This is a genomic window from Streptomyces lushanensis (assembly GCF_001700515.1).
In the GTDB taxonomy this organism is placed as follows: domain Bacteria; phylum Actinomycetota; class Actinomycetes; order Streptomycetales; family Streptomycetaceae; genus Streptomyces; species Streptomyces lushanensis.
In genome coordinates this window covers 1-3,609 of the sequence record NZ_MAUD01000473.1, presented here as the reverse complement: position 1 = coordinate 3,609, position 3,609 = coordinate 1, and the positions used below count along the sequence as shown (strand labels likewise).

Annotated in this window: 3 protein-coding genes and 1 tRNA gene; 3 read left to right on the top strand and 1 reads right to left on the bottom strand. The window is 71.0% G+C overall.

Translation table 11 applies throughout. The features are described 5' to 3' along the window. The first annotated feature begins 28 nt into the window (after positions 1-28). The 3 genes from BFF77_RS33850 to BFF77_RS29905 all read left to right on the top strand — a co-directional run bounded on the left by BFF77_RS33850 (position 29) and on the right by BFF77_RS29905 (position 3,309). Entirely contained in the window at positions 29-1,654 is a 1,626-nt protein-coding gene (locus tag BFF77_RS33850) for an SPFH domain-containing protein (protein WP_079125617.1), read from the top strand. Between the two features lie 142 nt (positions 1,655-1,796). Continuing rightward, positions 1,797-2,384, top strand: a complete 588-nt coding sequence (locus BFF77_RS29910) for a lytic polysaccharide monooxygenase auxiliary activity family 9 protein (protein WP_066956194.1) — start codon at positions 1,797-1,799, stop codon at positions 2,382-2,384. Between the two features lie 436 nt (positions 2,385-2,820). After that, the gene (locus BFF77_RS29905; protein WP_066956191.1) at positions 2,821-3,309 is read left to right on the top strand and encodes a phospholipase; all 489 of its coding nucleotides are present in this window, start codon (positions 2,821-2,823) and stop codon (positions 3,307-3,309) included. A 119-nt stretch (positions 3,310-3,428) separates the two neighbouring features. Here BFF77_RS29905 and BFF77_RS29900 read toward each other — a convergent pair. Continuing rightward, positions 3,429-3,502, bottom strand: a tRNA-Lys gene (locus tag BFF77_RS29900). Between the last annotated feature and the right edge of the window lie 107 nt (positions 3,503-3,609).

Below are 3,609 nucleotides of genomic sequence, written 5' to 3'. Positions count from 1 at the left end.
TCGGTACCCAGACCTCGGCGCGCTCGGTGTGCGCGCCGAGGTCTGGGTACCGACGGCGACGGTGAGACACCGGGAACCGGAGCCGGACGCCGTGCCCTCCGCGGGTGAGGCGGAGACGGTCGAGCACGGGAGGGCCGAGCACGCCGCCGTGGACGGTCCGGCACCGGATCAGGCACCGGCGGGCGGTCCGGTGACCGCGTCTCTCATCGCGCAGACCGCGCGGAGTTCGGTACGTACGGGAAGCGCCCGGGACACGGGACCGGGCGCGGGCGACGGGCACGGTGACACGGAACCGTCCGCGCACACGGAGGGAGATACGGCTCCCGAGCCGGGCCCGGACCCTGCGCCGGGTTCGGGTTCGGCTCCGGGTTCGGCCGACACGGCGAGAGCGGCCGGTCCCGGCGGTGCGGAGGCGGGCGGACCGTCCGTCGAGCCGGCGATCCGGAGACAGCCGGGAACGGCGGGCCGCCCGGGTGGTGGCGAGAATCCTCGGTGGAGCCCGCTCATCGTCGGGGAGTCCACCCAGGAGATCCCCGTCCATCTGCTCTTCCGCGACGAGCCGGCCGGTGTCAGACCGCCCACCGTCGTGCGACGGCGCCAGGGGACCAGTGAGCAGCCTCGGGTGCGGCGCGTGCCGCCGCCCGTGCCCGCCGTGCCCGGCGCGCCCGGTGTGCCCGCGGTGCCTGCCGCGCCCAAGCCCCGGCCCGCGCCCGTACCCGCGGTGCCGCTGCGGCCCGCGCCGCCCGTCGATCCACGGCTCGCCGAACGCCCGGGGCCCGTCCTGCCCGGCTGGGTGGCCTCGCTCGTCGGATTCATGACGCTCACCGCGTGCGCGGCGCTGCTGTGGTGGGTCGGCGCCGTACCGGACGCGGTGGCGGGACTGCTCGGGCTGCGGCCGGAGCCGGACCGCGGCATCGGGCTCGGCCAGTGGGCCCTGCTCGCGTTCGGCGGGACCGTCGCGGTCTTCGCCTTCGGCGGACTCGGCCGCGGCCAGGTCGGCCAGGCGTGGGTGCTGACGCTCTTCGGCGACTACCGCGGCAGCGTGCGCCGTACCGGACTGCTCTGGGTGAGCCCGCTGCTGGTGCGCCGCAAGGTGGACGTACGGCTGCGGCACTGGCGCAGCGAGCCGATGCCCGCCGTCGACTCGAACGGCACCGCGCTGCGGGTCGTCGTCCTGGTCGTCTGGCGGATCAGGGACACCGTGCGCGCGGCCCTCGGTGTCCGGGACCACGAGGAGTATCTGCGTGAGCAGGTGGAGGCGGCGATGGCGCGAGTGCTCTCCCAGCTGCCCGCCGACGCGTTCCACGACGAGGCGCCGACCCTGCGGAACGCGGAGGCCGTCGGTGACGCGCTGACCCGTATGCTCTCGGCCGAGTGCCGGCCCGTCGGCGTGGACGTCTTCTCCGCGCAGCCGACACGGATCGAGTACGCGCCCGAAATCGCAGCTGCGATGCAGCGGAGCAGGATCGCGGCGATCGACGCCAGGCACCGGGACAGTGTTCTCACCTCGGTGGTGGACGCGGTGGACGACACGGTGCGCCGTCTGACCTCGCGCGGGCTGGTCGAACTGGACGACTACGAGCGCAAGGCGCTGGTGAAGGACCTCACCGTGGCCTTCTACACCGGGCGGCAGGGCGGCGGGGAGAGGTTGTAATTGGTCTGGACCTGGCTCGTACTTGTTATGGACACGGTCAAGTTCCGTTAATACTCTAGAGCTTGGTCTAGACCGCAGACTGTTCTCCCCTGCACGCGTGCAGTACGGCTCACCGAACTCCCCACGTTCTCTGGAGCGAAGCATGCGAAAGAAGATAGGCGCGGCCGTCGTCGGCCTCGCCGTGGCGGGCGTGTCCCTGCTCGCCACCAGCAGCGCCAGTAGCCACGGCTACACCGACTCACCCATCAGCCGTCAGAAGCTCTGTGCCAATGGCACGGTGTCCAACTGCGGCAACATCCAGTGGGAGCCGCAGAGTGTCGAGGGGCCCAAGGGCTTCCCGGCCGGCGGTCCCGCCGACGGCAAGCTCTGCTCGGGCGGCCTCGGCCAGTTCGCGCAGCTCGACGACCCGCGTGGCGGCTCCTGGCCGACCACCAAGGTCTCGGGCGGCCAGAGCTACAACTTCCGCTGGCAGTTCACCGCCCGGCACGCCACGACCGACTTCAAGTACTACATCACCAAGAACGGATGGAACTCCTCGGCGCCGCTCACCCGCGCGTCCCTGGACACCCAGCCGTTCCTGACGGTGCCGTACAACAACCAGCAGCCGCCCGCGACGCTGTCGCACTCGGGCACGTTGCCGTCGAGGTCGGGCCGGCACATCATCCTGGCGGTGTGGACCATCGCCGACACGAGCAACGCGTTCTACTCCTGCTCCGACGTCCAGTTCTGACAGCTCTGACGCGTAGTCGGCAGCGGCGGCAGGACGAGTCGTAGGAGATCGTAAGAACCTCGGGAGGCGCGGCACCGTGCGGTCCGCCGCCGTGCGGACCGCGCCTCCCGGGGCACGCGCCCCGGTGCGCCCCCACGTCCGTGTGCCCGTACGCCGTGATGCGCGCCGGTGTGCCGGTGCGCCCTGACGCGTGCCCGGCGTTCTCGCGGTGCGGGCCGGCCGGAACCGGGCATCCGGGACGGAACCGTCAACTGGAAGCGCCCAGAGGCGAGTTCGGCGTGAAAGGGGTTTGCCTCCGCCGGGATTTGGGGGACCATTCCCGCGGCGGTCATCGCGCGTAGACCCGTGCGACAGCCGTGCCCTTCACGCTTACGGCGCTCCATGCCGACCCCAGCATGGAGCGTTCCCCCCATACCCGTCCGGAGGTTGTTCCGTCATGCGCAGACGTCTGGCCCTTCCGCTCGCCTCGGCCGTACTCGCCCTCGCCGCTTCCCTGTTCACGGCCACCTCGGCCACCGCCGCGCCCGCCGACAAGCCGCAGGTCCTCAGCAGCTGGACCCAGGAGTCCGCCGGCAGCTACAACTCCTTCTTCGCGGCCCGCAACAACCAGGGCGCCTGGTCGGGTTACGGCTTCGACTGGTCCACGGACTACTGCTCGTCCTCGCCGGACAATCCCTTCGGCTTCCCTTTCCAGAACGCCTGTGTGCGCCATGACTTCGGTTACCGCAACTACAAGGCGGCCGGTACGTTCGGCGCGAACAAGGCCCGGATCGACTCCGCCTTCTACGCGGACCTCAAGCGTGTGTGCGCGAAGTACTCGGGTGCGACGAAGGTGTCCTGCGACGCCCTGGCGTGGACGTACTACCACGCGGTCGACATCTTCGGTGTGAGCCCCATGGTCGACGGCTCGCGCTCGGTCGCCTGACGTCTGCCGGTGGCTTGAGGTCTTGAGGTCTTGAGGTCTGTCGGCGGTCAAAAACCGCGGGAACGGCAGGCCGACGACAGCGGGGCCCCTCGCTTCCACGAGGGGCCCCGCCTTGTCCGTGCGCCGCCAGGGACTCGAACCCCGGACCCGCTGATTAAGAGTCAGCTGCTCTAACCAACTGAGCTAGCGGCGCCTGCCGACTCGAAAATAATACCCGGTGGTCCGAGGTGCTCCGGACCACGAAACGGTCCGGAGCCGTCAGCGCCGGCCGGCCCGGGTCGGTCCCGGTCGGCCCGGGAC